The organism is Aquirufa sp. ROCK2-A2 (assembly GCF_054558485.1).
The window spans coordinates 13086-39103 of sequence record NZ_JBPXKA010000009.1; the positions used below are offsets into that span (position 1 = coordinate 13086).

Here is a 26018-nt window from a genome sequence, read left to right on the forward strand (position 1 = left end):
AAACAAAAAAATGAAACGAGTAAAAACAAATTTTTTCAAAGCATTTATGATGATTTCATTAAGTGCGATGACATTTGTAGCATGTCAAAAAGAGGAGGAAATATTTCCAATTCCGACTGTAAGTGCTTCAAGTACAATTGCTGGTACCATTGGTACAACGGTTTCTGTCAAAGCAACCATTAATGCTCCGGCAGGTATTAAGTCGGTTATCGTATTAAAAAACGGTGTTTCTTATGATTCGAAAACGTATTCTGGCGAAAAAACAGCTGAGTATGCGAAAGATTATGTAGTAGAAAATTTAGCTGCTGGTTCAGTAGTAAACTTTACTTTGCAAGTTGTTGATTCAAAAAATCAAGTATCTACTTTAACTCCAATTGCTGTTACAGTTGCTGCTATTCCTCCTAAATCAGTTGTAGAAGTTAAAGGAATTATCGAAGGTAATGTGACTTGGTCAGCGGATAAAATTTACAAATTAGTAGGTTTTGTTCGTGTTGGAGAAGAAACGGTATTTGGAAATGTAACTAAAACAGGTGTTTTAACTATTCAACCAGGTACAACAATTATTGGTGATAAAGTTTCTAAAGGTACATTGATTGTACAAAGAGGAAGTAAATTAATCGCTGAAGGAACTGCAGAAAAGCCAATTGTATTTACATCAGAAAGAAATGTTGGCGAAAGAGAAGCAGGAGACTGGGGTGGTTTAGTAATTTGTGGTAAAGCTCCAAACAACTTACCAGACGACGCTAAAAACAGAGAATTAGAAGGAGCTTATGGTGCATTCCACGGTGGTTCTGATGCCAAAGATAATTCAGGTTCATTGAAGTATGTTCGTTTAGAATTTGCAGGTATCCCAATCAACCCAAATCAAGAGGTTAACTCTTTAACAATGGCTTCTGTGGGTTCGGGTACTACCATTGATTTCGTACAAGCATCATTTGGTTTAGATGATTCATTCGAGTGGTTTGGTGGAACAGTGAATGCGAAACACTTAATTGCATACAAAGGATTGGATGATGATTTTGATACGGATAATGGGTTCTCTGGATATGTTCAATTTGGATTAGGTATCCGTGGAACTACACAAGCTGACCAATCAGGTTCAAATGGATTTGAGTGTGATAATGATGCAAATGGTTCTTCTAGAGAACCATTTACTTCGGCTGTTTTTGCTAATATGTCAATCATTGGATCGAAAGGTGCTGCTTCTATTGCGATTTCTCCATTGTTCCAACACGGTGCTCAATTACGTAGAAATAACAAACAAAAAATCTACAATACATTGATTACTGGATATCCATTCGGGGTGTACATTGATAGTCAAAAAGGTGGTGCCAAAGCCAATGCAGCTAATGGTGACATTGATTTGCAAAATATAGTTTTAGCTGGTGTTGAAGGTTGGGGCTCTAATGGTTGGGGAACTGGATTTTCAGCTAATCCAAAAGGAGTTGCGGTTCCAGCATTTGAAAATATGTCTTCTGGTGTGAATGGTACATCCATCTTAATTGGCGATAAAACTCCAGAAGAATGGTTCAAATCATTGACAGGAAATAAAATTGTGGCTAATACAACTAACTTAGGTATTTCAAATACCATCTGGGCTTCAGGTCGTCCTACTTTAGCATTGACTTCCGGAACATCTGAGTCATTAATTGGTCCTAAATTAAATACTAACCTTCCTTCATTCTTTGAAGCAACGGATTACGTAGGTGCATTTAAAACAACTGACTGGACATTGGGTTGGGCAGAGTTTAGCCCTCAATCAGTCATTTATATTAAGTAATTTAATTCATTGGAGCCTAAGCAATTAGGCTCCTTTTTTTTTCTATGAAAATATTCATTTGTCTTTTATCCTTGGTGGTTTTTGCCGCATGCGAACCGAAGGATTCTCCCAAACATTATTTGTCGGATTCAGAGCGAGATAGTCTTTTGGTAAATATCATTACGCTAGTTGCTGAAAATGCTACTTATGCAAATGATTCTACTCGATTTAATCCAGAATTTCGATCGTATTATGTGAATCAAATTCCGAAATATTCCTTGGAAAAATTGGAAAAAACAGGAGAAGGTCAATATGTTTTTCTATTAAATCGACCTGTTGGCCATTTAACTCAATTTCGTCGTTCGGTGATTGGTAAATTTCAATTGAAAGAAGGAAGCCTGAAACCAGAGAATTTTGAGGAGGTGGCAAATACACCTCATTTAGATCCTGAAACAGCGCTTAAAAGAGGGAAATTTTTATTTAAGGAATTGGTTCTTAAGGGAAATTTGAATGAATATGTTCCATTAAAGCATTATGTAGAATGGCCGGATAGTACACTGACGTACCAAAAAAAATGGAATCGTTGGGTATTTCATGACTAAGTCTTTTAGATTTTATATTGGTGTAATGCAGAAAATGTCGATGGGTTTCCTATCGACATTTCTTTTTTTCCGAAGTGGCGTAATTTTAAGGGCATCTTGTGAAGTCAAATACTTAACAATTTCATCATCATTGATTCCTTTATTGCTGGTATTTGTTGTGTAGATTTGTAAAAATAAATGATATCAAATGTTCAAAAATCTACTCTTTTCTGCTCTCTTTTTTAGTATTTCCTTTTCCGTGTTTAGTCAAAAATCAGATGACCATAGAGTGATTGTCATCATGACCGATGGTTTTCGTTGGCAAGATATGTTTGGAGGAATGGATTCTTCTTTAGTGAAATTGAAACGTTTTCATCACGGAGATAGTGCTGCTATTGTTGCCAACTATTGGGCCAAAGATTTGAAAGATCGAAGAGAAAAGTTATTGCCTTTTTTTTGGAAAACGATTGCTCAAAAAGGCCAATTACATGGGAATCGTCAATTAGGTAATTTGGCAAATGTATCGAATCCTTATTGGTTTTCTTATCCAGGATATAGCGAATTATTGACGGGTCAAGTTGATACAGCAGTTAATTCAAATGATTACAAAGCGAATCCCAACACTAATTTTTTTGAATATTTAAATAGTCTGCCAAACTACAAAAATCAGGTAGCAGCTTTTGGGGCGTGGGATGCTTTTGATCGTATTTTGAACGAAAAGAGGGCAGGTTTTCCGGTGATTAATGGATTTGATGATTATTCTAGTATTTCAAATTCAGTTCAAGCGAAACTGTTGTCGGCTATGACCAAAGAATCATTTCATGTTTTTGGAGAAGTTGAAGTATTGGACTTATTTATGCACTATCAAGCCTTGGATTATTTAAAAACGCAAAAACCCAAAGCCTTATTTATTTCTTATGGTGAAACAGATGAATTCGCTCATGAAGGTCATTATGGACATTATTTGAATGCAGCCCATCAATTTGATGCGTGGGTATCTGATATTTGGAATTTTGTGGAAACGGATCCTTTATATAAGGGTAAAACAACTCTTTTAATTACGACTGATCATGGTAGAGGTAATAAAATTAAATCTCAGTGGACCTCCCATGGGCAAGAAGTCAAAGATTCGCATGAGATATGGTTCGCATTATTAGGTGCTAAAGTAGAGGCTTTAGGGGAAGTAAAATCCAAGACGCAAGTGTATCAAAAAGACTTAATTCACCGCGTTTCTCAATTAATGGGATTGAATTTTCAGTCTGAGAAAAAATAGAGATTAGGTAATAGGTAAAAATGCGAATGAAGAGTCAAAAACCTATTTGAACCAATAAAAAAATCAAGGTAATCGGGTTGCATTATCTTTGTGTCCCTTGTGTTAAAAACAAATCACTTATTTAAACTCAAAGGAGAAAAGAGGAGAGAGAAGAGAAAAAAAACTATTACCTATTACCTATTACCTATTAATGCGAATTAAGAGTTCAATTATTCATTAATACCTCAAAATTCGATATAGCATTGCTATTTATTGGTTAATTTATTATCCATGGAATTTCTTTTTTTTAGAAAAAAAGAAACAAAAAAACTTATTTTCTTCCAGTTAATCCAAGACGAATCCGCAAGCGGCCCGATTTTCACTACGCTTTCGGCTATTTTCTTTGACCCTGACGCACATCGCCCATGCGCATTGTCAAAGCTCCGCCTACCGCTTCGTGCAAATCTTTCGTCGGATTAACCGCAAATTCATTGATAAGTCCCAAAAAAGAATAAACAGCGTTGGCTCAGCTGTGTCAAAGCAAAAGCGGTAAAAAAGAGAAGTGAAAATTAGAAGTTTCAACTCTTAATTCGCATTATTACCTTTTACCTATTACCTTTTACCTATTACCTTTTACCTATTACCTATTACCTAATACCTCACAACCGCCATTTCATATACATCAAATTCACTGCTGAAATGATAATTCCAGCTAAGCCTAACCACAAAATCCAAGAAAAGAAAATACTTGGCAAATCAAGGAATGGGAAAATGAACCCCGCGCTTATTAGTAAGGTGTTATAGCCTAAGTATCCAATGGAATCCACGATATACATCAAAAAACCTATGTTGGCTTTGTGTTTTGTAATCGCAATCATTCGTTCAAAAACAGAAGTTGTAATCGTTAAATAGGGTAAATAAATGCCAAAGCCCGTCATAACGATTAACCAAAATGGATTTATGTGTTTTAAACCCCAAATTCCTGCAACTACCAATAATAAAAATCCGATGCTAATAATTCCCAAACTCAAGTAAAATGCGTTTTTATTATTTCTAATGATGACCAAGCTTCCGTTAATCACAAGTATACCAACAGTTACCCAAATTTCGGTTTGCGAATACAAGGATGGAACGCTTACAAATCCTAAATAAGACCATATTTCAGGCGCAAAATCAGAGCGAATACCCCTCAATAAAGCTGCGAATAAATACAGCAGACTTATGCATAAAATTCCAGGCCATAATTCTTTTACTAATAAAATTCGATCTTTTTGGGTCATGGGCTGTCTTTCTGATCGTTCTAGGGCTTCTTCTTTACTTGGTTTAGGTATTTGTGTAAGCATCCAAACAAAGAACAAAAATGGTAAGATGTAGATCAAACCCGTTGTAAATGGCATCCAATTTTCTGAGATACCTGCATGTAAAACTGAAATACCCATCGATTTAGAAACTCCATCCGCAAGGATAAAACTGGAGCCCAAGGCCGCAATGAATAATTCCGTATTTCTTTTACCTTCTAAAAATCCTTGAATGTAACCAAAGACCATACCAAGCGGTAATCCGTTGATTACTAAAAACAATAAATTCCAAGGTTTGGGCACAAATCCAAAGCCCAATAAGGCAAATTCTGCTATTAGGATACTTAACACGATGGCTTTTGCCCGTTTTTCCCAGGTAATGGAGGAAACAAAAAAGATGCCCATGCATTTGGATAGCATGTATCCCGCGATTTGAGATGAAATCAAAATGGACTTCCAATGGATGCCATACCAAAATTGATTTTCATATAAACCCGCTGTAAATGGTTTCCTAAATCCATATACACAAAAATAACAACCAAATGCCGCGACCATGGTCCAGGCTGGATGGGATATCCAATCTGTTTTTATTGATTTTTTGGCCCAACTTATCGATTGAATCATTTCAAATGATTGCTTAATAGCTGACGGTAGTATTCGATGGGATTCACCTTCATGTCAGGCACTTTGGCCATGTCGTCATACCGACGAAGGATAATGGCATCTTGGTAAAATGAATTACGCTCGAATTCGATGCAATCTTGTTCCGACATGATTCCTCCTTGCAGTTGTAAACTAATCACCGAAGGCTCACTTAATATGTCAAAATACCCAGGTTCCCGTTTGCATAAGTACCTTTTGGCATCCACATGCAATAATACCGGTTCGGCAACGGATTGATTAAAGTATTGATTGACATAATCGAAGCCTAAACTTTCATGTAGATCGTCAATGCCTTGTTCGGGGGCATCATTGGGCAAATTGTGTAATAAATGACCAATATCGTGAAGCAAACAAGCCACCACGACACTATCTTTTTCTTTATTCTCAAGGGCCAAATGGGCTGCCTGCAAAGCATGTTCTCCTTGTGTTACAGGCTCTCCACCATATTGTGAGTCGCCATGATGGCTTAAAAGGAAAATTATTTCTTCTACAACGCTCTTCGACATAATTTATAACTAATTAAGCTTTAATTTAGTGACCATTAGGTCCTTAAAAAAGGTCAAGAACATGATTTAAAATAGATTTTACATTTGATTAATTATTTGGTAATATGACAGTTAGTTGGAAAATTAGAGAAGCGGAATTGAATGATCTGCTAGCCGTGAAAATGTTATTGGACGAGTTAGAAAATCGAGTTTCAGACAAAGAAATATTTGCCGAAATTTTTCATCATTACCTCAATGATGTGAGTACTTTAATTTTCGTTGCTGAGGAGGAGAGAAAAGGAGTGATAGGTTTTATCACTTGCAAAAGTCAGTGGCTTTTGCATCACGAAGGACAAGTGTGTGAGATCCAAGAAATGATTGTTACGAGAGAATTTCAAGGTAAAGGAATAGGTAGAAATTTGGTAGAAAAAGTCAAAGAAGTGGTTGTTGGATGGGAAGTTAAATCTTTAGAGGTTTCATCCAATAAAAGACGAAAAGAGGCCCATCAATTTTATCAAAAGATAGGTTTCAGGAATTCCCATGAAAAATTTACTATTTATTTTGACTAGGCAATCATTATCTCTTTCTTACAGATATAATTGATTGATATATTCCGCCGTAAATCCTGGCGAAGTTGTCATGCCTTTTCCTCCAATTCCGTTCACAATGTGTATAACTTGGTCAATCGTTTTGGTTAACACCTCCGAATGATTGGATTGCAAATAAAATCCTGCCCAAGAGGAATCTACTTGCCAGTTTTCCAAATTCGTTATTTTTTTAGCCTCAGACAACATCATTTCATTGATTTCACTGGATATTTCGAAACCAAATTTAGCTTGTTCATGTGCGGGTACATATTCATGAGAATCGCCCAAAATGATGGAACCATCTTGTGCTTGCTTGAATAAAATATGGATTCCTTTGTCTTGTAATAATTTTTGTTCAGGTGTAGTGCTTAGTTTGGAAAAAGAAGGGCAGGAGTGAAAGCTTTCGTATCTGCGGATGGTTAAACCCGTTAAAATATTGGATTTTAAAATGTTTTTTTGTGGGGCTAATCGCATCATTTGCAATTTACTGATTTTTAAATCCTCCTTTGGATAGTGCTCTGGAAGTAAAAATTGGGTATCTCGTCCATTGGCTAAAATGACATGATCTCCCCAAAAAGTTTGTTTTTTGGAAGATGTTAACATGGCAATACCTCTCTTCTTTTCTACATGAATAATGGAACATTGGTTTTGATAATGCAATCCCATATACTTAATCATCATTTCACGAACTCGATGAACCATTACAAGTGGATTCAAAGAAGCCTCTTCTGGGAAAAAGAGTCCAGCTTTGACATACTCTTTTTTGAAATGAGGATTTATTTCCAAGCATTCATTGGCAGTATAAAGTCGGTTGTTATAATTTCGATCTTTCATTAATTGGCTCATTTCTTCCAATAGGGTAGCCTCTTGATCATCGGAAGCTACATACCAGGAACCATTTCCGACGAGTGAAATATCAAATTCTTGTTGTAATTCTTTGTAAATTTTCAGCGATTTTCGGCCATATTCGAACCAAGTATCCAAGGCTTGACCGGAAGGAACACCTTGTCCAAAATTTCGAAAGCTTGCTTCATAAGGTAGCTCATCTTTTTCTAAAAGAAGGACCGACTTCTTTTTTTTTAAAGCTTGCAAGGCACAAAAAGTACCTATTACACCACCACCAACAATGACTAAGTCGTATTTTCTATTTTTTAACATTTTCAATTACTTCAATAAGATCCGATATTTTGTTCAATAGCCCATCATTGGGAAAATCAACTAATTGTTCTTTGGTATGTGTGCCGTTGCATACTCCCAATGCATATCTGACACCTGCATTTTTGCCAAATGCCAAATCCACGGGCGTATCTCCAATATTAATTACTTGTTTCGGGTCTGTAATTCCACAAATTGTCATTGCATGTTCAATCATTTTTGGAGAAGGACGACCTTGACCATTGACTTCATCAGGTGTGACAGAAATGTGAATTCCAGTTTTATTACTTAGGTTGATGTAATTATTATTCAATGTTTGTAACCAACCCAATTTTTGTAAAATGATATTAGCGACTTTGCGATAAAATCCAGTAGTTAAAGCAATATAAATGCCTTTTGAGTGTAGATAGTCAAATAATTCCAAGCATCCTTCTGTTGGAAAAATAGCTTCTGTTTGATAATGATTTTCTAAAATTTTTGTAAAATCCTTGTAGGATTGTTTGGCCAATGACTCAATTTCTGGATTCCCTTCTCCCAACTGTTCCGTCCATAGTAATTGAAATACATACAGTTTAGCGTAGCCTTGTAGGGCCAGTATTCTATCGTCCGAAGAATTAAGCCCATTTTTTTGAGCCGCTAACTTGAAACAATGTTCTACTTCATGTTGGTCCATGACCGTTGTTCCTGCCATATCCAACACCACTAATTTGATATCGTTCATTTGATTTTCCATTATACGAAATAAGAACATGGATATTAAGGCATCATTAACCCCATGTGAACAAATTATTAATTTGTCATTTATGGTATTTTTCTACTATTAATTAGTCGACTTTCTTTAATTAAATCAAGACTTAATAATTACGAAACATTGGAAACATTCTCTTAATAATTTGTTATTTCTTTCATTATATCAGCCAAATTATATCGAGATAGATTTGTGAAAATTATAACATAACATTTTACAATGAAAAACTTTCTACCAAATTTGTTAGTGAAAAAAGCGGCAAAATCGTCATTTTGGATGGTTTTTGCTGTTTTGCAACTCGTTGGAATGTATGCTTTTGGACAAGCACATTCTGTTAGTGGGCGTGTGACTGCGTCAGAAGATAATGCAGCGATTCCTGGCGCAAGTATTCGTATTAAAGGAACAACAAAAGGAACAACTTCCAATGCAGATGGGAAGTTTACGATCAGTGTTTCTGATAATGCAATTTTGCAAATTTCAATGATTGGTTACATTCAAAAAGAAGTGAATGTAGGAAGTCAATCAGAAATTAACGTACAATTATCGATTGATGAAAAACAATTACAAGAAGTAGTTGTAACTGCCTTGGGTATTAAAAAAGAAATCAGAAAAATAGGGGTAGCGATTCAATCGGTCGACGGAGCAAGTGTGATCAAAGCTAGAGAGCCAAATGCTATTAATGCTTTATCAGGTCGTGTGGCAGGTTTAACGATTGGTGCACAACCTGAATTATTACGCAAACCAAATATTTCATTGCGTGGTAGTTCAACGATCTTATATGTAGTGGATGGTGTACCTATCAACTCGGATACTTGGAATATTTCTGCTGATGATATCGAAACATATTCGGTGTTAAAAGGAGCTTCTGCTTCCGCATTATATGGTTTCCGTGGTAAAAATGGCGCTATTTTAATTACAACTAAACGTGGTTCAAAAGATAGAAGAGGATTTTCAGTAGAAGTAAATTCTTCTACTCAAATGCAAAGTGGTTTTTATGCAATTCCTGAGGTTCAAGATGAATACGGTCCTGGTGATCACGGTTCATACGCTTTTGGAGATGGAAAAGGTGGTGGATTAAATGATGGTGATTATGATGGAGGTTGGGGTCCACGTTTTAATGGACAATCTATTCCTCAATATGATTCTCCTGTAGATCCAATCACGGGTGTTCGTCAAGGTACTCCTTGGGTTGCTAGAGGAAAAGATAACTTGAAACGTTTCTTAGAAACAGGAATTCTTTCGACCAACAACGTTTCCGTATCTGCGACAGGTGAAAAATACAACTTGCGTTTTTCTACTTCACATATTTATCAAAAAGGGATTGTTCCAAATACCCAATTGAACATGACAAATTTCAACATCACGGCTGATTATCAGTTCTCAAAGAAATTGAAATTTGAATCTAATTTGCAATATAACCGTCAATACACTCCTAACATTCCAGATGTTAACTATGGTCCTAACTCGATTATCTATAACATCGTTTATTGGGCGGGTGCCGACTGGGATATTGCTGATATGCGTAATTACTGGCAAAAAGGTAAAGAAGGTATTCAACAAATTTATGCGGAATATCAACGTTACAACAACCCTTATTTCATGTCATATGAGTGGTTACGTGGACATTACAAAACGGATATTGTAGGCCAAGCGGCTTTGCGTTACACCTTTAATGAAAACTTGAATTTATTGGCACGTACTCAAGTAACGACTTGGGATATGGTGAGAACAGAGAAGTTTCCTTATTCAGCGGGTACATATGGACGTGATGAGCGTCGTGGTGATTACCGTGAAGACCGTCGTAGTTTGTTTGAAAACAATACGGAATTATTGTTAACATTTGATAAAGATATTTTACCAGGATTGAATACAAAAATCAATGCAGGTGCTTCTCAACGTGTTTTTCAATACAAATCGATATTTGCTTCTACCAACTATTTGAACGTTCCGGGTTTATATAATTTCTCTAACTCGGCTAACCCAGTTCAAGTGGCAAATTATGGCGCTGACATGAATGTACTTTCTGCCTATTATTCAGCTGACTTTTCTTACAAGAAATATTTAACGGTTTTCGCAACGGGTCGTGCGGACAAATTATCTACACTTCCTTCAGGTAAAAATTCATTCTTCTATCCTTCAGTGGGAGCTGTAACGGTATTATCCGATTATTTGAAATTACCTGAAACTATTTCATTCTTGAAATTGCGAGCGTCTTATGCGAACGTAAAAGATGGTTTAACATCTTCAACGATTGATAACCGTGCCGGTGTTTATTCGGGTGAAAATTATAACTCACCTTATGATGGTCCTTCTTATCAAAACAACACTGTTTATTCCACCGCTTTTTATTACAATAACCAAACGGGTGCGACTTACGGAGACGGCTTAAGCAATCCAAACTTGAATCCTTCTGAAACTTCTCAAACAGAATTTGGTATGGATTTACGTTTATTGAAAAATCGTATCACGATAGATGCGGCTTATTTTATCTCAAATGACGGTCCTTCTATTTTCTCTCTACCTATTTCTTCTACATCTGGCTATACTTCGGCCTTAGTGAATGGAATCAAGACTCAGAAAAAAGGTTATGAAATTTCGGTAACGGGTACACCTATTCAAACTACTGATTTCACATGGGATGTGTTAGCCAACTATTCTACATTTGAAGAAAGATTAACAGATATTTATCCTGGTATCAATAGTTTAAATACCTTCTTAAAAGTAGGCGACCGTACAGATAAGTTATATGGTTCAGCTTTTGTTCGTACACCGGATGGCAAAATCATCAACAGCTCAGCTGGTATTCCTATTACCGTTTCAGGTTCACAATCTCAATTTTTAGGTAACAAAAATCCTGATTTTGTCTTCGGTTTTAACAATAAGTTCACCTATAAAAATGTGAGTTTAAGTATGTTATTTGATGGTCGTATTGGTGGTGTTATTGTGAATTATACACAACAACAAGCTTATCGTGGTGGTCGTCATATTGGTACTACGCAAGGAATTTTTGCTGCTGCGCGTCCGCAAGATGCTTTAGGTGTAAAAGCGTTTGTTGGAGAAGGAGTTGTGGTAAGTAACGGTGTTGCGATCAAATATGATGCAAATGGAAAGGTGACCAATTATGCAGATTTACAATTTGCTCCAAATTCAACAAAAACTTACGTTCAAGATTACATCGGTCGTTTCTACAATACCAATGAAGGTAACTTGATGAGCCGTTCATTTGGAATGTTGAAAGAAGTAGTTGTAGGAGTTAAACTTCCAAGCAAATGGTTTGGTAAGTATGTTTCAACGGCTAATGTTTCTTTCGTAGGACGTAACTTATTGTATTTTGCTGAGAAAAAAGACATTGATTTATCTCAATATTTGACAGATGGTTCTTCTAGCCCTCAAACTCCTTCAGTAAGAAGTTATGGAGTTAATTTAAACTTCACATTTTAATTTTTCCATTCCTTAAAAGATTCAAATAATGAAAGTTAAACATATATTTTTAGGCCTTTTGAGCTTCTCCTTTTTTGCTTTAAGCAGTTGCGAGAAGACATTCGAACAGTTAGAAAAAGATTCTAACCGTGCTGTGCAGGTACCCGCTTCATTGGTTTTACAAACGGTAGAATACAATGTATTGAACGACAATGGACGACCATTCTCTGCCGAGATGCGTTGGAATCAATTTTATTGTTCTAATTATAATTATTATGCCAATAATGAATATAATTTGGGACAAATGCCCAACCAATATACTTCCTTGAAAAATGTCATCAAGATGGAAGAGGAGGCAAAAAAGGCTGGATTAGCTGATGTCAATGGATATTCTGCTTTAGGTAAATTCTTTAGAGCTTATTTCTTTGATCAAATGTCTAAACGGGTGGGTGATTTACCGATGACCGAAGCATTGAAAGGCATTGAAAATACTTCACCGAAATACGATTCTCAAAAAGCGATATACATTCAAATCTTAAAATGGTTAGATGATGCTAATACAGATTTAGCTTCTTTAATTATAAAAGGAGAAACGATTTCAGGTGATTTTTACTTCAATGGCGATTTGAAAAAATGGCAAAAAGTGGTGAATGCTTATCGCTTACGTGTATTAGTGACCTTATCTAAAAAAGATTCGGACGCTGATTTAGGTGTCAAAACGAAATTTGCAGACATGATTTCAAATCCAACCAAATATCCATTGTTAGGTTCAAATGGAGAATCATTGCAATTTGTTTGGAATACATTTAATAAATACCCTTCCAATCCAGATAACTTTGGTTTTGATGCAACTCGCCAGAACATGGCTTCTACTTATGTAGGTTTATTGTCTAAAATGAACGATCCACGTGTCTTGATAACTTGTGAGCCTGCGGGTTCCGATTTAAAGGCAGGCAAATTAGCATCAGATTACACAGCTTATAGAGGCGCTGATTCTGGCCAAGGATTAGATGATATGTCGAAAAATGCTGGTATTTCCAATGGTGCTGGTTTTGCTCCTGGTATTTATTCTTTTCAAAATCGTGCACGTTATTACAAAAACTACACGGGAGAAAATACGTTTATCGTTGGATATCCTGAATTATGTTTCAACATTGCTGAGGGAATGGCTCGTGGTTGGGCAACTGGTTCTGCCGAAGATTGGTATAAAAAAGGAATCAAAGCTTCTCATGCATTTTATGGCATTGTAGAAGGAGCGAATACGATGACTTATTCTAAAACAGGTTCTAAAGATGCAGCTGATTTTGTTAATTATACTGTTAATTTCAGTTTCAGTGATTACTATGCTCAACCATCTGTCCAATTAGATGCTAATACTGCTATTGAGAAAATTGTATCTCAAAAGTATGCTGCATTCTTTATGAATTCAGGTATGGAGGCATATTTTAACTGGAGAAGAACAGGATATCCTGCATTTTCTGCGGGTGTAGGTAATGGTAATTCCAGTAGAATTGCACAACGTTGGATTTATCCTACAACAGAAAGAACAGCCAATGCAGCTAATTACACAGCAGCAATTACTAGTCAATATGCTGGCAAAGATGATATCAATGATGTCATGTGGTTAATCAAGTAATTTTTTAGTTTGTTGATAAATTATTTACTAAGTGGCGGGATTTTATCCTGCCACTTTTTTGCGTGAATGAAGTTGGTCGGGGAATGATTTTACTTAATTAGTATTATTAGTGATTAGTTATTAGTGTTTAGTTATTAGTATTTAGTTTTTAATTTACCTAATACCTTTTACCTAATACCTAAAAATGCCATTTATTGGTTAATTTATTATCCATGGCATTTCTTTTTTTTAGAAAAAAAGAAACAAAAAAACTTATTTTCTTCTAGTTAATCTAAGACGAATCAATTTAATTATGAATTATGAATTATGAGCATTTTTTAAAATTCATAACTCATAATTCATAACTCATAATTTATTTCGTTTCTTTCGTCGGATTAACCGCAAATTCATTTATAAGTCCAAAAAAAGAATAAATAGTGTTAGCTGAGCTCGGTTATTTTGACCCTGTCGATTATAGTTACTTAGTTTGCCGAAGTATCGAAGCCAAAAACGGTATGTTAAGAGATTAATAATTGGGAATTTCAACCCTTAATTCGCATTAACACCTATTACCTTTTACCTATTACCTTTTCTCACCCCAACTTCATTCTTTGAAATATCAAATAGAGAAACGTCTAAAAAATAAATCAGTTAATTGATGAAAAATATAAGTCTTCCATTAGCAATAACCTTGTCCTTTTTTTATGGGGAATGGGGCCCCTTACCCCCTGCAATTTAATGGTTTAAAAGTTCACTTGTTTGATAAAATTATTTGGGTTGATTACCGTTTGATCATGGTAGTATTTTTAACTGTGACCAATTGCCAATAAAATCGAATTAAGAGTTAAAATCCTTTTGGAACAAATCATTCATTAATAGAAAATGGATTCAATAATCTTTGTGGTTAACCGGTCATTTTAACACGAGGGCACAAAGTTTTTTCATATTTTACATCTTCATTTAGCGCATTTGGCATCGATACTTTAACAAACTCAGTAATCATACTTCAAGTCGCTCAGCAAACGGTCTATTACCTAAATACCTATTACCTATTACCTATTTTAATTCCCAGCACTAAACTTCAAGCCAACAATACCAACAATGATGACGGTAAGAAAGAAGATTTCGTACATGTTGGTGCTATTTTTTAAAATGACTACATCTATTATTTTGATCAAGATTAAGGAAACGGAAGTCCAAGTGGCAATAGCGACCGTCATGGGTATGGATTTCATGGATAAGGATAGGAAAAAAATATTGGATAAGCCGAGTCCGAGATAAGTGAGCAAATATCCCATTTCGATACCAACAGCTTTACTAAAGAAAGGGTTTTCAAGAATGGCAGTTTTTAATTGAACCATGTCCAATTTGCGTAGTGAGTAGGTCCATGCCGCTTCTAAACCAGAAGCAAGCAATAAATAAATCCAAGGTTTAAGCATATTTGATGATTCCTCTTAGGTTTTTCAAATTTATGGGAAATACGATTGAAATGTAAGACAAGTTTATTATTTAATCAATTGTTAAAATTCTCTTATTATTTCATTTAAATAACAATTTAACTTTGCGAAAATAAGTCCATTTAGTTGAAACTTATCCGGTTTTTTTATTTTATCTAGATAAATAACAATTCGGTAACAATAAATTTTAACTAATATCTTATTTTTGCAAACTTAGACACGCGTGTAAACCGTTTAGATATGTTTGGATTAGATCCTACCCTGCTGTTTTTATTGTTTTTCTGCCTATTTGCGGCATGTGCATTTGAATTTGTGAATGGTTTTCACGATACCGCCAATGCAGTTGCAACTGTTATTTATACCCATTCCTTGGAACCTACCCAAGCCGTTATTTGGTCAGGTTTCATGAATTTTTTGGGTTTGTTGACAGGTGGAGTAGGGGTTACTATGAGTATCATTGGTCTTCTCCCCACCGAACTCCTCATGGATTCCAATGTCTATCATTCCATGGCGATGGCACTTTCCTTATTGTTTTCAGCTATTTTATGGAATTTAGGAACATGGTATTTAGGTATTCCTGCCTCTAGTTCCCATACCTTAATTGGGTCTATTATCGGTGTTGGTGTGGGTCATGCCTTATTGCCAGAAAATTCAAATGTTGGCATTTCTGCTGTCAATTGGGATAAAGTTTCAGAGGTAGGACAAGCTTTATTGTTGTCTCCTTTGTTTGGATTCGCTTTAGCAATCATCCTGATGTATATCCTTCGAAAATTGGTCAAAAACAAAGAAATATTCAAAGAGCCGAAAAAGAAATCGCCACCACCGATGTGGATTCGCGCAATTCTGATTACCACCTGTACCTTAGTTTCGTTTTTCCATGGCAGAAATGATGGGCAAAAAGGAATTGGATTGGTGATGGTCATTTTAATTGCCTTCCTTCCTGGCTATTTTGCCATCAATACCAATTTAGATTTGGCAAAAGTTCAATCTAGCTTAACCACAATCAAAAAAGTTTCTGCTAAAATTGATACCATTCCTTTGTCTCAAAAAGAAAGAGAAAGCTATCATAAATTATTGGAAGCTACCACGGCTTTACAAACAATTATTTCAAGTGGAGCTACAACCAAAACCTTAACGACTACTCAAAAATTTGACATCCGTAAGGCTGCTTTAACAATCAATAAAAATGCCAAAAAATTATTGGACAGTGAGTCGGTTGATCTTTCCTCAGACGATAAAAAAACTTTAAAATCAGCTACGGCGGGAGATAAAGGTCCGTTCTTTACTTATGGTTCTTCTTCATCCAATGGTATCGCTGGTGTAACCGATTTTGCTCCTATTTGGGTTATGTGGGTGGTGGCTTTATCGCTTGGATTAGGTACCATGGTGGGTTGGAAAAGAATTGTTGTGACGATCGGTGAGAAAATCGGTAAAAATCACTTAACCTATGCCCAAGGTGCTTCTGCTGAATTAATCGCATCTATTACCATTGGTTTAGCAACTGCCTATAAATGGCCTGTTAGTACCACTCACGTATTGTCGTCTGGTATTGCCGGTACCATGGTAGCAAGCAAGGGAATAAAAAATTTACAAGGCGGTACCGTTAAAAGTATTGTGTTGGCTTGGGTTTTAACTTTGCCAATAACCATTATCCTATCCACCGTTCTGTTTTTGTTTTTCCGCTGGATAGTAGGATAGAGAAGAGAGAAAACTGGAAAAGAGAAAAGAAATTGGTTGATTAGCTCTCTTCCCGTTTTCTCTCTTCCATTATACATCGTTAACATTTTGTTAACAATTCCTTAACATTGGATATTTTCTTAGGCAGTATTTTTGCCTTCGAAAAAACACCAATATAAGAAATGTACAATTTTATTAAATCAGCATCATTGCTGTTAGTTATAATTTTATCTGTCACTACGTTTGATTCATTTGGACAGATTACCACCTCAACATTAGCGGGAAAAGTAAAAGATGCCAAAGGTGAGGAAATCCCTGGTGCTACCGTAGTAATGATTCATACTCCAACTGGAGCTCGTTATGGAGTTTCTACTCAAATCGATGGAAATTTTATGTTAGCCAATATGAACCCTGGTGGGCCATATTCATTAAGCGTAACTTTTGTCGGTTACAAAACATTCAAAGCAGATAACTTGAATTTAACCTTAGGGTCTAATCCTGCTGTTAATATTGTCATTTCTGAGGAAAATACTACTTTAACAGAAGTGGTCGTGAAAGCAGATAAAGGCGGAACTCGATCCGGTGCCGTTACGACATTAAGCGAAACTACTATCAAATCGGTTCCTACTTTGAATCGTAGTTTGACAGATATGACACGTTTGACTCCACAAGGTAGTTCAAGTAATTCCTTTGCTGGAACAAACTTTCGTTATAACAACGTGACAGTTGATGGAACCATCAATAATGATGCGATTGGATTTAGCCCATCCTTGGGTGGACAAAGTGGTACTTCTGGAATGCCAGGATCAAGTACTCGTACCAATCCAATTTCTTTGGATGCCATTCAAGATGTGCAAGTGTATGTAGCACCTTATGATGTTAAAATTGGAAACTTTACAGGTGGCTCAATCAATGCAGTTACAAGAACAGGAACCAACGAGGTGAAGGGTTCTGTTTACGCATATGGAAGAAATGCATTTTTAACGGGCCCAAACAATGCGGGTGATGGCTCTGCGATTCCTAGTGGTTATTCAGATTATCAAACAGGTTTTAGATTGGGATTGCCTTTGATTAAAAATAAATTGTTTTGGTTTACCAATGAGGAAATTACTCAAAGAAATGAACCGCTTTTTTATCAAGCAGGTGCGCAAGGAACCATCCTTGACGTGGCAACGGCTAATCAAATTTCTACTTTCTTGAAAACGAATTACGGTTTTGATGCAGGTGCATTTGGCGATTATTCGATCTATTCAAAAAGCAATAAATTCTTTAACCGTATCGATTGGAATATTTCCGATAAGCACCAATTGTCTATTCGTAATTCATACGTTTCCTCTGAAGCTTCTAATTTAGAGCGTGACGTAGCTAATTTCCGTTTTGGATCCATGGATTTTACGCAATTCAATAAAACAAATTCAACGGTTGCAGAATTGAAAAGCCATTTTGGAAGTTCTTCGAATAGTTTAATTTTAGGATATTCTGATATTCGCGATTATCGTACACCTTCTAGTTCTAATTTTGCTTTTCCACAAGTGGAAATTTCAGCGAACGGCGGAACCATATTTTTAGGAAATGAGCGAGAGGCTACTGTCTTTAATATGAAGCAAAAAACGTTTGAATTCACGGATAACTTTACTTGGTTCAAAGGAAATCATACTTTCTTAGTTGGTACACACAATGAGTTGTATAATATCAACTATGGTTTTGTTAACTCATGGAATGGTCGTGTAGCTTACAAAAGCTTAACAGATTTTTATAATTCCAATGTAAACCGTGTTAGAGGTTCTTACAGCTTTACCAATAACGATAGAGATGCGATCTACAATAATCCTTATGCAACATTTAACGTCGGTTTATACAGCCTTTATGCTCAAGATGAAATCCAAGTAACCGATAATTTAAAATTATCCCCAGGTATTCGTTTTGATGTAGCAAGTACAGATGCTCCTAATTTAAGTCCAAAATTAACTTCAACCATTACGGATCCAAGTGCTGGTTCAACTTACGTAGCTGCAACACCTTTGAACAAAGTTACCAATTCGATTTTCGGACAGGTATTGGTTTCTCCAAGATTAGGTTTTAATTATGATGTTAACGGTGATCGTTCAACCATTATTCGTGGTGGAACAGGGATCTTTACAGGTAGAATTCCTTTTGCTTGGTTGGGTTATGCCTTTTACAATGATGGAGTTGGTTTTGGTGCATTTGATGTAAACAATGTAGCGGGTAAAAATGTAGGAGATGTATTGAAAGATGGAGCAAAAACCTTTGCTTTCAACAATGGTCAAAAAAGCTTGACACAAGTAGATGCCATGGCAAATAATTTCAAAATGCCACAAGTTTGGAGAAGTTCATTGGCAGTGGATAAAATAATTAATGGCTATAAAATTACTTTGGAAGGTATTTACACCAAAACCATCAGCGATTTGAAATTCCAAATGGTGAATTTGAAAGATTCAGTTAAATATTACAGCTATGACACTCAACGTCAAATGCCAATTTATTTATCAGGAGGCACAACAGGTCAAAAATTAAATACCGCCTTTTCAAATGCATATGAATTAGCCAATACTTCAGAGGGACATCGTTACAGCTTAACGGCTCAAGTGACAAAATCTTATGATTTTGGATTTAATTTCATGGCTGCTTATACATATGGACAAAGTTTCGACTTAACCAATGGTATTCGTAACTCCATGGAATCAAATTGGCAGTTAAATCAATCTTTGACTCCAAATGATCCAAAAATTGCTTATTCAAATTTCGATATTAGACATCGTATCATTGGTCAATTTGGTTACACGAAGGTTTGGAAAAAGGCGGGAGCAACAACCATCTCAGGTGTATTTAGTGCTCAATCGGGTGCGCCATTTACGTGGGGATTTGTTAATACAACCATTGCAAATACGCCTCAAGCTGCTGGTTTAGCTTATATTTTCAAAGATGAAGCAGAAGCAACTAAATTTTTCGTGGATGATGCCAAATTAGGCACAGCGAGTGCACAAGCAAAAGCATTTATGAACTATATCAATGCAGATGAATATTTAAGCACAAGAAAGGGCGACTTTACTGAACGTAACGGCGGTAGAACTCCTTGGAATGCAACAGTTGATTTGAAACTTTCTCATTCCATCAAGGCTTCCAATGGACATGAAATTCAATTTTCATTGGACATCATCAATGCAACGAATTTGTTAAACAAAGATTGGGGAAGAATATATTTCTCACCTAATACATTCAATTCAACAGCAAGTGTAGGTTTATCACGTGTGAATTCAGGAACATCTGCAGATCCTACCTATAAATTTGCTACTCCAAGTACTCCATACACAGTGGATCAATTGGGTTCAAGATGGCAAATGCAAGCAGGTGTAAGATATACGTTCTAGATATTTGAACGAATAATTATTGCCAAATAGTTAAGGTATTAAGTAATTTGAGAATATTTTATCTCAATGAACTTAATACCTTAATTCGTATAAAGAGGTATACAGAGATAAGAAAGATGCTTTGACAAGCTCAAAAACCATACTTCGACAAGCTCAGTAACCGTGGCCTTGGCTCCTGAAGCCAAAACCGGCACCAAAAAATCGAGTTATTGATTAAAATTATCAGTTTTCCATTAGCGATTCTATTCGTCATTTTTTATGGGGAAATGGGACCCCTTACCCCCTGCAATTTAAGACTTTAAAAGTTCAGTTGTTTGATAAAATCATTCGATGAGTGGATTTTGGAAGAGAGAAAACGAGAAAAGAGAAGAGAGAAAATGGGAAAAGAGAAGAGAGAAAAAGAGAAAAGAGAAGAGAGAAAACGAGAAAAGAGAAAATAAGAAAAGAGAAGAGAGAAAATAAGAAAAGAGATGAGAGAAAATAAGAAAAGAGAAAATGAGAAAAGAGAAGAGAGAAAATGAGAAAAGAAAAGATAGAATAGTGCTGGCTGCGTTCTGTTACTGAGCATGCTGAATTATCGAAGCCAAAAAACTTGTTTAGGGTTAAAACGAAAGGTCTAACACAAAGTTTTTCACCTATGTTAAACCATATATTGAATTGATAGAATAGGTATTTAAATGTTTTATAGGCGAAACGAATGAAAAAAAATACCAAACATCATCTGGTATTTTTAAGTATTTATTCATTCTTCATTTAAACTAACTTAAACCATTGGGCAGAGATAATCTTCCATTTCGGAAAGGATTGAAACCTCTAAATATATTTTTGAAGGGATTGTTTTTCTTCTCTTTTGTTAATAATCCTCTTAAATGCTCTTGCATTTTATTAGGCGATGTACTTACCCAAGCTTGATAATGATCTTTCACCGATACATAATTCGGAAGATAATTTTTAAAGACATCCAAGTTGAACTCTCTCGCTGCTACTCCAGCGCCCGATAATTCTCCATCAAATGCATTAATCATTTGTTCAATATGATTCGGAACAGGAACCATCATCACAGGCTTCCCTAAATACATGGCCTCAGCAACTGATTCGAATCCTGCAGTGGAAATTAAACCGGCGCACGACTGCATTTTGGATAAATATTTTTCCGCATCAATCGGGTGAAAGGTCAAAGAATTTGAATATTGGTAGGTTGTTTTATGTTGGGCATTGTCCCAAAAACAATCCAATTGAACATGGGGATTCTTTTCAGACCATTCAATGATATCATCCGCTAAACGGTAATGCGTTAAATAAGCTAACCATCTTTCTCCTTCTTTAATTTCCAGTTCCTTTACCTCTTTTCTCAAAAGGGGAGGAACCACCGAAATATGCGCATCGTTTTCGATCTCACGAAAAGAAAGACCCAATAATTTTTTGGACCCAATGGCTGTGATTTTTGTATTTAAATTCAATAAAAATTGATCTAATTTTTTCTCTGGGAGCGAAACAAATTTTTTATTCAACAATAAATATTGATGTCCAATCGACATGCAAGGTATTTTCGACCCTGATTTTAAATTATATAATCCTGTGATCGACTCATAAAAGTTCACAATAGCGTCTGGTTGCAATTCCTCAATAAATTCGCCAAGTTGAGTAGCACTTTTCCAATACGTTCCGAATTTGGTAAATGCTTGTGAAGCCGTTTTACCCAATAAGACGGATTTCCCATGGCCATAATTGATCGATGGACTTTCGTATTGGATAATCGGTGTATCACCTATAAAATCCCTAAAAAATCGGGGAATTATTCTGCCTTCAAATGTACCAACAGCGTAACCGATCACTTCATGCCCAGCTTCTCTCGCTATTTGTGTTAAAGAAATCGCTTGGGTTAAATGTCCTCTTCCTTCTCCTTGTATGGTAAATATAAATTTGCCCATGTTATGCGTATGTTGGGTTAGACTCTACTCGAATTCCTTCTAAATCTTTTTGTAAATCAAAATCAGGGTAATTAACCAATAACCATTCTCCTGTATGCGTTTCAACCAATGCGGTTAAGGACTCCACCCAGTCGCCAGAATTCATGTAACAAACGCCGTTTATTTCTTTGATTTCAGCTTTGTGGATGTGTCCACAAATAATGCCATCCGCATTTTTGGCAATAGCCAATTCTGCTAATTTTTCTTCAAAATCAGAAATAAAATTAACGGCCGCTTTTACTTTTTGCTTGATGGTTTGAGAAAGTGAATAATAAGGTTTTCCTTTCCAAGTTCGGTATTGATTATACCATTTATTCAACCATAATAGGAAGTTGTATCCAATGTCGCCTAAATAGGCTAGCCATTTCATTTGACTTGTGATGCTATCAAAAATATCCCCATGGGTAATGAAATACTTTTTCCCAAAAGTATGGAGCATATAATCTTGTCGGATAGAGAATTGTTTTCCGATTTTCAAGGGTAAAACTTGGTCCAAAAAGTCATCGTGATTACCTCTCAGGTAAATGACTTCTGTATCAAATTTGTCCATCATTTTCAATACAGCTCTGAAAAATCCGGTATGTTTTTTCTTCCAAGCACCACCTTTTTTCAATTGCCATCCATCAATGATGTCACCATTTAAAATAAGTTGTTGGCAAGAATTGGCTCTTAAAAATTCGTTGACTTCTTTTGCCTTGGCTCCTTTGCTGCCTAAGTGTAAGTCGGAAATGACGATTGTCTTGTAGGTTGTCTTATGCGAATGACCCATCCAAATTTATTTTGTTGGGTCAAAAGTACAGTTCCTATTTAAGGAGGGTGTTAAGTGATATTAAAGGAATTGTTAAATATGAGGTAATAGGTATTAGTTATTAGGTATTAGTTTTTAGTTATCAATGCGAATTAAGGGTTAAAATATTCATTAATAACTCAACATTCCATATAGCATTGCCATTTATTGGCTAATTCATTTTCTAAGGCATTTCTTTTTTTTAGAAAAAAAGAAACAAAAAAACTCATTTGCTGCCAGTTAATCCAAGACGAATCCGCAAGCGGCACGATTTTCACTACGCTTTCGGCTATTTTCTTTGACCCTGACGCACATCGCCCATGCGCATTGTCAAAGCTCCGCCTATCGCTTCGCTCAAATCTTTCGTCGGATTAACCGCAAGTTCAATTATAAGTCCTAAAAAGAATAAATAGTGTTAACTGAGCTCGGTTACTGAGCTTTCCGAAGTATCGAAGCCAAAAGCTGTAAAAGAAGAGATTAATAATTGGAAATTTCAACCCTTAATTCGCATTGTTAGGTATTAGTGTTTAGTGAAAGTTACCTATTACCTTTTACCTAATACCTATTACCTTTTACCTATTACCTTTTACCTATTACCTTTTACCTAATACCTATTACCTAATTTTCTATTCTTCCACAAAAGGATAATCTTCCTGCACATACACATCTTTGTATGCCTCAGATTTATCTGGGAATGGTGAATTTTCAGCGAAATCAACAGATTCTTGTACTTGAATTTTGATTTTCGCGTCGATTTCGTCTAATTCTGCTTGACTAAGAATATGGTGTGTCAAGATGGTATGTTTTACTTGCTCGATCGGATCACGATCTTTGTATGCTTCAACCTCTTCCTTTGAACGGTATTTTTGAGGATCCGACATCGAGTGGCCTCTATAACGATAGGTTCTGAATTCCAAAAATGTAGGTCCTTCTCCAGCTCTTGCACGAGCAGCAGCTCTTGAAACTGCTTCATGAACCGCTTCTACATCCATCGCATCTACTGCTTCTGCCGGCATGTCATAGGCCTCTCCAATGGTGTACAATTCTGTTACGTTGGATGTACGTGCTACTGAAGTACCCATTGCATATCCATTGTTCTCTACCACGAAAATCGCTGGTAATTTCCAGGTCATTGCCATGTTGAATGTTTCATGCAATGCTCCTTGGCGAACCGCTCCATCACCAAAATAAGTGATAGAAACATTTCCCGTTTTCTTATATTTTTCAGCAAAAGCTAATCCTGCGCCTAATGGAATTTGAGCTCCAACAATACCATGTCCTCCCACAAATCCAACACTCTTATCAAAAATGTGCATCGAGCCACCTTTTCCTTTGGAAGCACCGGTAATTTTACCATAAAGCTCAGCCATGATGGAATTAGGTGAAGTACCCAATGCCAATGGAATCCCATGATCACGATATGCAGTGATGTATTTATCCCCTTCAATTAAAGCAGATCTTGAACCTGATGAACAAGCCTCTTGTCCAATATATAAGTGACAAAATCCTTTAATTTTTTGCATTCCGTACAATTGACCGCATTTCTCTTCAAATTTGCGTTGTAATTGCATTGACTCATACCAAAAACGGTATGTTTCTTTCGAATACTTGGGTGCTTGAGCGTCTTTCTTTGCCATCGTTTTGATAGAAAATATGTATTTAGTATTAAACAATTCAATTTGCTTAATAGAATCCGATGCGAAATTAAAACAAAAGCATTGAGAAGCCAAAATTTGAGTCGAAATAGCGACAATCAATCTCAAAAATCACGTAATATTCATTAATTTTATCGCTTAGAGTAAATTTCCCCTCCAATATGTATTTAAAATCCCTTCAGGTTAAGCAATTTAAATCCTATGAGGAGGATCAATTCCAATTTATTCCGGAAATAAATTGCATCGTTGGAGAGAATGGAATTGGAAAAACCAATTTGCTGGATGCTATCCATTTTTTGTCGATGACAAAAAGTGCAAGAGGAATTCCTGATCAGCTTTGTGTCAAACATGAAGAAGCCTATTTTATGGTACAGGGCACTTTTGTTTATCAAAAACAAGATGCATCCGGACTTGCTGCCAGCGAAACACAAATTACTTGCGCCTTTCAAAAAGGGAATAAAAAAAGCTTTTTGAGAGACCAAAAACCCTACACCCGTTTGGCGGATCACATTGGGAATTACCCAGTAGTCCTCATGGATCCTCATGATACCGACTTGGTTCGTGAAAGCAGTGACACTCGCCGTCGATTTTTTGATGGAATGATGTCGCAAATGGATCGGTCCTTTTTGGATCAATTGTTGCGATATAACCGAATCGTGCAACAAAGAAACATGCTTTTGAAGCAATTTGCTGAACAAAACAGGATTGACCGGATTCAATTGGAAAGTTACCATCTACCTTTGGTGGAATTGGGGGAAAGTCTACATCTCGCTAGAATTGAATTTTTGAAAATTTTTATTCCTAGTTTTCAAGAACATTATGCCAAATTATCCGATGACCGGGAACAAGTAATGATTCATTTGGAATCCAGTTTTCAACTGGGCTCATTGGACGAGTCTTTAAAAAACGCGGAACCCATCGATTTGATTTCGCTAAGAACAAGTGTTGGGATTCATCGAGATGATTTTTCTTTTGAAATTAATTCCTATCCTCTCAAAAAATTTGGTTCTCAAGGCCAACAAAAAAGTTTTGTCGTTGCCTTGAAATTGGCACAATTCGATACATTAACGAGCATCAAACCTAGAAAACCTTTGCTTTTACTAGATGATATTTTTGATAAATTGGACGATAAACGCATTCAGCGATTGGTTCAAATGATGTCTGAAGATCATTTTGGACAAGTGTTCATTACCGATGCCCGCCCAGAAAGAACAAAGAGTTTATTAAAGGATTTGAAGAGTAATATTCAATATTTGGAACTAGGTATTAGTGATTAGTTTTTAGTGATTAGTTATTAATGCGAATTAAGAGTTAAAATTTTCTTTAATACCTCAACATTCCATATAGCATTGCATTTTATTGGTTAATTTATTATCCATGGCATTTCTTTTTTTGAAAAAAAAAGAAACAAAAAAACGTATTAGTCGCAAGTTAATCCAAGACGAATCAGCAAGCTGACCGATTTTCACTTCGCTCTCGGCTATTTTCTTTGACCCTGACGCACACTCGCCCTTGCGCAT

At 36.0% G+C, this 26018-nt stretch carries 18 protein-coding genes; 10 read left to right on the forward strand and 8 right to left on the reverse strand.

The genetic code is table 11. The features are described from left to right. Positions 1-10: 10 nt before the first annotated feature. From V7S76_RS11015 to V7S76_RS11025, 3 genes are all read left to right on the forward strand, one after another. Positions 11-1780 (forward strand): Ig-like domain repeat protein, encoded by a 1770-nt coding sequence (locus V7S76_RS11015; RefSeq protein WP_459510154.1) that lies wholly within the window; start codon positions 11-13, stop codon positions 1778-1780. A 44-nt stretch (positions 1781-1824) separates the two neighbouring features. Further along, complete coding sequence (locus V7S76_RS11020; RefSeq protein ID WP_459510155.1) at positions 1825-2361, forward strand: hypothetical protein; 537 nt, start codon at positions 1825-1827, stop codon at positions 2359-2361. 187 nt (positions 2362-2548) lie between these two features. Then, positions 2549-3613 carry a phosphoglyceromutase gene (locus tag V7S76_RS11025; RefSeq protein WP_459510156.1) on the forward strand — a complete coding sequence of 355 codons (1065 nt, stop codon included), beginning with the start codon at positions 2549-2551 and terminating at the stop codon, positions 3611-3613. 638 nt (positions 3614-4251) lie between these two features. On the opposite strand, the gene V7S76_RS11030 is transcribed toward V7S76_RS11025, so the two are convergent. Both V7S76_RS11030 and V7S76_RS11035 read right to left on the reverse strand, forming a co-directional pair. After that, complete coding sequence (locus V7S76_RS11030) at positions 4252-5514, reverse strand: DUF5690 family protein (RefSeq protein ID WP_459510157.1); 1263 nt, start codon at positions 5512-5514, stop codon at positions 4252-4254. After that, positions 5511-6059 carry an HD domain-containing protein gene (locus V7S76_RS11035; protein WP_459510158.1) on the reverse strand — a complete coding sequence of 183 codons (549 nt, stop codon included), beginning with the start codon at positions 6057-6059 and terminating at the stop codon, positions 5511-5513. The genes V7S76_RS11030 and V7S76_RS11035 overlap by 4 nt, the downstream gene beginning before the upstream one ends. 104 nt (positions 6060-6163) lie before the next feature. Here V7S76_RS11035 and V7S76_RS11040 point away from each other — a divergent pair, with 104 nt between their 5' ends. Further along, on the forward strand, positions 6164-6607 hold the full coding sequence (locus V7S76_RS11040; protein WP_459510159.1) for a GNAT family N-acetyltransferase: 444 nt from the start codon (positions 6164-6166) through the stop codon (positions 6605-6607). Between the two features lie 18 nt (positions 6608-6625). On the opposite strand, the gene V7S76_RS11045 is transcribed toward V7S76_RS11040, so the two are convergent. Together V7S76_RS11045 and V7S76_RS11050 are read right to left on the reverse strand one after the other, a co-directional pair. Next, positions 6626-7783, reverse strand: coding sequence for a TIGR03364 family FAD-dependent oxidoreductase (locus tag V7S76_RS11045; protein ID WP_459510160.1), 1158 nt, complete (start codon positions 7781-7783; stop codon positions 6626-6628). Then, complete coding sequence (locus V7S76_RS11050) at positions 7770-8501, reverse strand: HAD family hydrolase (protein WP_459510161.1); 732 nt, start codon at positions 8499-8501, stop codon at positions 7770-7772. The genes V7S76_RS11045 and V7S76_RS11050 overlap by 14 nt, the downstream gene beginning before the upstream one ends. Before the next feature lie 246 nt (positions 8502-8747). Between V7S76_RS11050 and V7S76_RS11055 the strand changes: the two genes are divergently transcribed. Next, positions 8748-11969 carry a SusC/RagA family TonB-linked outer membrane protein gene (locus V7S76_RS11055; RefSeq protein WP_459510162.1) on the forward strand — a complete coding sequence of 1074 codons (3222 nt, stop codon included), beginning with the start codon at positions 8748-8750 and terminating at the stop codon, positions 11967-11969. 28 nt (positions 11970-11997) lie between these two features. Next, positions 11998-13584: a SusD/RagB family nutrient-binding outer membrane lipoprotein gene (locus V7S76_RS11060; protein WP_459510163.1), complete on the forward strand. Its 1587-nt coding sequence runs from the start codon at positions 11998-12000 to the stop codon at positions 13582-13584. A 1040-nt stretch (positions 13585-14624) separates the two neighbouring features. On the opposite strand, the gene V7S76_RS11065 is transcribed toward V7S76_RS11060, so the two are convergent. Continuing rightward, positions 14625-15002, reverse strand: a complete 378-nt coding sequence (locus V7S76_RS11065; RefSeq protein WP_459510164.1) for a DMT family transporter — start codon at positions 15000-15002, stop codon at positions 14625-14627. A gap of 258 nt (positions 15003-15260) precedes the next feature. Here V7S76_RS11065 and V7S76_RS11070 point away from each other — a divergent pair, with 258 nt between their 5' ends. The 3 genes from V7S76_RS11070 to V7S76_RS11080 all read left to right on the forward strand — a co-directional run bounded on the left by V7S76_RS11070 (position 15261) and on the right by V7S76_RS11080 (position 20570). Continuing rightward, positions 15261-16718: an inorganic phosphate transporter gene (locus V7S76_RS11070; protein ID WP_459510165.1), complete on the forward strand. Its 1458-nt coding sequence runs from the start codon at positions 15261-15263 to the stop codon at positions 16716-16718. Between the two features lie 188 nt (positions 16719-16906). Further along, entirely contained in the window at positions 16907-20086 is a 3180-nt protein-coding gene (locus tag V7S76_RS11075) for a TonB-dependent receptor (protein WP_459510166.1), read from the forward strand. A gap of 334 nt (positions 20087-20420) precedes the next feature. After that, positions 20421-20570 carry a hypothetical protein gene (locus tag V7S76_RS11080; RefSeq protein WP_459510167.1) on the forward strand — a complete coding sequence of 50 codons (150 nt, stop codon included), beginning with the start codon at positions 20421-20423 and terminating at the stop codon, positions 20568-20570. 274 nt (positions 20571-20844) lie between these two features. Here the strand turns inward: V7S76_RS11080 and V7S76_RS11085 are convergent, their stop codons facing one another. The 3 genes from V7S76_RS11085 to pdhA all read right to left on the reverse strand — a co-directional run bounded on the left by V7S76_RS11085 (position 20845) and on the right by pdhA (position 24480). Beyond that, positions 20845-22017, reverse strand: a complete 1173-nt coding sequence (locus V7S76_RS11085) for a glycosyltransferase family protein (protein ID WP_459510168.1) — start codon at positions 22015-22017, stop codon at positions 20845-20847. A 1-nt stretch (position 22018) separates the two neighbouring features. After that, positions 22019-22825, reverse strand: a complete 807-nt coding sequence (locus tag V7S76_RS11090; protein ID WP_459510169.1) for a UDP-2,3-diacylglucosamine diphosphatase — start codon at positions 22823-22825, stop codon at positions 22019-22021. A 644-nt stretch (positions 22826-23469) separates the two neighbouring features. Then, the gene (gene pdhA, locus V7S76_RS11095; protein ID WP_459510170.1) at positions 23470-24480 is read right to left on the reverse strand and encodes a pyruvate dehydrogenase (acetyl-transferring) E1 component subunit alpha; all 1011 of its coding nucleotides are present in this window, start codon (positions 24478-24480) and stop codon (positions 23470-23472) included. A gap of 179 nt (positions 24481-24659) precedes the next feature. Here pdhA and recF point away from each other — a divergent pair, with 179 nt between their 5' ends. After that, on the forward strand, positions 24660-25775 hold the full coding sequence (gene recF / locus V7S76_RS11100; RefSeq protein WP_459510171.1) for a DNA replication/repair protein RecF: 1116 nt from the start codon (positions 24660-24662) through the stop codon (positions 25773-25775). Positions 25776-26018: the final 243 nt, after the last annotated feature.

Bases quoted from the DNA above. Each gene is read 5' to 3' on its own strand.
- V7S76_RS11015 (WP_459510154.1), top strand. From the start codon at position 11: ATGAAACGAGTAAAAACAAATTTTTTCAAAGCATTTATGATGATTTCA.
- V7S76_RS11020 (WP_459510155.1), top strand. From the start codon at position 1,825: ATGAAAATATTCATTTGTCTTTTATCCTTGGTGGTTTTTGCCGCATGC.
- V7S76_RS11025 (WP_459510156.1), top strand. From the start codon at position 2,549: ATGTTCAAAAATCTACTCTTTTCTGCTCTCTTTTTTAGTATTTCCTTT.
- V7S76_RS11030 (WP_459510157.1), bottom strand. From the start codon at position 5,514: ATGATTCAATCGATAAGTTGGGCCAAAAAATCAATAAAAACAGATTGG.
- V7S76_RS11035 (WP_459510158.1), bottom strand. From the start codon at position 6,059: ATGTCGAAGAGCGTTGTAGAAGAAATAATTTTCCTTTTAAGCCATCAT.
- V7S76_RS11040 (WP_459510159.1), top strand. From the start codon at position 6,164: ATGACAGTTAGTTGGAAAATTAGAGAAGCGGAATTGAATGATCTGCTA.
- V7S76_RS11045 (WP_459510160.1), bottom strand. From the start codon at position 7,783: ATGTTAAAAAATAGAAAATACGACTTAGTCATTGTTGGTGGTGGTGTA.
- V7S76_RS11050 (WP_459510161.1), bottom strand. From the start codon at position 8,501: ATGAACGATATCAAATTAGTGGTGTTGGATATGGCAGGAACAACGGTC.
- V7S76_RS11055 (WP_459510162.1), top strand. From the start codon at position 8,748: ATGAAAAACTTTCTACCAAATTTGTTAGTGAAAAAAGCGGCAAAATCG.
- V7S76_RS11060 (WP_459510163.1), top strand. From the start codon at position 11,998: ATGAAAGTTAAACATATATTTTTAGGCCTTTTGAGCTTCTCCTTTTTT.
- V7S76_RS11065 (WP_459510164.1), bottom strand. From the start codon at position 15,002: ATGCTTAAACCTTGGATTTATTTATTGCTTGCTTCTGGTTTAGAAGCG.
- V7S76_RS11070 (WP_459510165.1), top strand. From the start codon at position 15,261: ATGTTTGGATTAGATCCTACCCTGCTGTTTTTATTGTTTTTCTGCCTA.
- V7S76_RS11085 (WP_459510168.1), bottom strand. From the start codon at position 22,017: ATGGGCAAATTTATATTTACCATACAAGGAGAAGGAAGAGGACATTTA.
- V7S76_RS11090 (WP_459510169.1), bottom strand. From the start codon at position 22,825: ATGGGTCATTCGCATAAGACAACCTACAAGACAATCGTCATTTCCGAC.
- pdhA (WP_459510170.1), bottom strand. From the start codon at position 24,480: ATGGCAAAGAAAGACGCTCAAGCACCCAAGTATTCGAAAGAAACATAC.
- recF (WP_459510171.1), top strand. From the start codon at position 24,660: ATGTATTTAAAATCCCTTCAGGTTAAGCAATTTAAATCCTATGAGGAG.